We start from the raw sequence: 2978 nt of genomic DNA, 5'->3' as shown, positions 1-2978 counted from the left end.
ACCCAAAACACCTTCGGTGTTGTCAGGTTAAGCCGCACGGTTCATTAGTACTGGTTAGCTCAACGTCTCGCAACGCTTACACACCCAGCCTATCCACGTCCTCGTCTCGGACGTTCCTTCAGTGTCCTCAAGGGACAAGGGAAGACTCATCTCAAGGCAAGTTTCCCGCTTAGATGCTTTCAGCGGTTATCTCTGCCGCACTTAGCTACCGGGCAATGCCATTGGCATGACAACCCGAACACCAGTGGTGCGTCCACTCCGGTCCTCTCGTACTAGGAGCAGCCCCTTTCAATCTTCCAGCGCCCACGGCAGATAGGGACCGAACTGTCTCACGACGTTCTAAACCCAGCTCGCGTACCACTTTAAATGGCGAACAGCCATACCCTTGGGACCTACTTCAGCCCCAGGATGTGATGAGCCGACATCGAGGTGCCAAACACCGCCGTCGATATGAACTCTTGGGCGGTATCAGCCTGTTATCCCCGGAGTACCTTTTATCCGTTGAGCGATGGCCCTTCCATGCAGAACCACCGGATCACTAAGACCTACTTTCGTACCTGCTCGAGCCGTCACTCTCGCAGTCAAGCCAGCTTATGCCTTTGCACTAACCTCACGATGTCCGACCGTGATTAGCTAACCTTCGTGCTCCTCCGTTACGCTTTGGGAGGAGACCGCCCCAGTCAAACTACCCACCAGACACTGTCCGCAGCCCGGGTCACGGGCCTACGTTAGAACATCAAACATTCAAGGGTGGTATTTCAAGGATGGCTCCATGCAGACTGGCGTCCACACTTCAAAGCCTCCCACCTATCCTACACATCAAGGCTCAAGGTTCAGTGTCAAGCTATAGTAAAGGTTCACGGGGTCTTTCCGTCTTGCCGCGGGTACACTGCATCTTCACAGCGAGTTCAATTTCACTGAGTCTCGGGTGGAGACAGCCTGGCCATCATTACGCCATTCGTGCAGGTCGGAACTTACCCGACAAGGAATTTCGCTACCTTAGGACCGTTATAGTTACGGCCGCCGTTTACTGGGGCTTCGATCAAGAGCTTCGCCTTGCGGCTGACCCCATCAATTAACCTTCCAGCACCGGGCAGGCGTCACACCGTATACGTCCACTTTCGTGTTTGCACAGTGCTGTGTTTTTATTAAACAGTTGCAGCCAGCTGGTATCTGCGACTGGCTTCAGCTCCGAGCGCATGTCTCTTCACCTAATGCCAGCGTGCCTTCTCCCGAAGTTACGGCACCATTTTGCCTAGTTCCTTCACCCGAGTTCTCTCAAGCGCCTGAGTATTCTCTACCTGACCACCTGTGTCGGTTTGGGGTACGATTCAGTGTTACCTGGTGCTTAGAGGCTTTTCCTGGAAGCAGGGCATCAACCACTTCAGCACCGTAGTGCCTCGTCATTACGCCTCAGTGTTGCAGTACTCCGGATTTGCCAGGAGCACACACCTACACGCTTAAACCGGGACGACCGTCGCCCGGCTGGCCTAGCCTTCTCCGTCCCCCCTTCGCAGTAACACCGAGTACAGGAATATTAACCTGTTTCCCATCGACTACGCCTGTCGGCCTCGCCTTAGGGGTCGACTCACCCTGCCCCGATTAACGTTGGACAGGAACCCTTGGTCTTCCGGCGAGCGGGTTTTTCACCCGCTTTATCGTTACTTATGTCAGCATTCGCACTTCTGATACCTCCAGCATGCCTCACGGCACACCTTCGCAGGCTTACAGAACGCTCCCCTACCCAACAACACATTCGTGCCGCTGCCGCAGCTTCGGTGCATGGTTTAGCCCCGTTACATCTTCCGCGCAGGCCGACTCGACCAGTGAGCTATTACGCTTTCTTTAAATGATGGCTGCTTCTAAGCCAACATCCTGGCTGTCTGAGCCTTCCCACTTCGTTTCCCACTTAACCATGACTTGGGGACCTTAGCTGGCGGTCTGGGTTGTTTCCCTCTTCACGACGGACGTTAGCACCCGCCGTGTGTCTCCCGTGATAACATTCTCCGGTATTCGCAGTTTGCATCGGGTTGGTAAGTCGGGATGACCCCCTAGCCGAAACAGTGCTCTACCCCCGAAGATGAGTTCACGAGGCGCTACCTAAATAGCTTTCGGGGAGAACCAGCTATCTCCCGGTTTGATTGGCCTTTCACCCCCAGCCACAAGTCATCCGCTAATTTTTCAACATTAGTCGGTTCGGTCCTCCAGTTAGTGTTACCCAACCTTCAACCTGCCCATGGCTAGATCACCGGGTTTCGGGTCTATACCCTGCAACTTAACGCCCAGTTAAGACTCGGTTTCCCTGCGGCTCCCCTAAACGGTTAACCTTGCTACAGAATATAAGTCGCTGACCCATTATACAAAAGGTACGCAGTCACACCCGCAAAGGGTGCTCCCACTGCTTGTACGTACACGGTTTCAGGTTCTCTTTCACTCCCCTCGCCGGGGTTCTTTTCGCCTTTCCCTCACGGTACTGGTTCACTATCGGTCAGTCAGGAGTATTTAGCCTTGGAGGATGGTCCCCCCCTATTCAGACAGGATACCACGTGTCCCGCCCTACTCTTCGAGCTCACAATACCAGCGTCTTCGGATACGGGGCTATCACCCTTTACTGCCGGCCTTTCCAGACCGTTCTCCTGGCGCTGATGCTGATGCTGGCTCTGGGCTGTTCCCCGTTCGCTCGCCGCTACTGGGGGAATCTCGGTTGATTTCTTTTCCTCGGGGTACTGAGATGTTTCAGTTCCCCCGGTTCGCCTCATTCACCTATGGATTCAGTGAATGATAGTGCAACGGATTGCACTGGGTTTCCCCATTCGGGTATCGCCGGGTATTGCGGTTCCTATCACCTGACCGGCGCTTTTCGCAGATTAGCACGCCCTTCATCGCCTCTGACTGCCTAGGCATCCACCGTGTACGCTTATTCGCTTAACCTCACAACCCGAAGGTGTCTTCAGATTGCAGGGTTGAGAGACTCATCA

Annotated in this window: 1 rRNA gene; it reads right to left on the bottom strand. The window is 54.3% G+C overall.

Annotated elements, in window-relative coordinates:
• Positions 1-23: 23 nt before the first annotated feature.
• Positions 24-2931 (bottom strand): 23S ribosomal RNA (locus Xmir_RS36350).
• Positions 2932-2978: the final 47 nt, after the last annotated feature.

It is taken from the genome of Xenorhabdus miraniensis (assembly GCF_002632615.1).
This window is presented reverse-complemented; position numbering and strand designations above follow the sequence as displayed.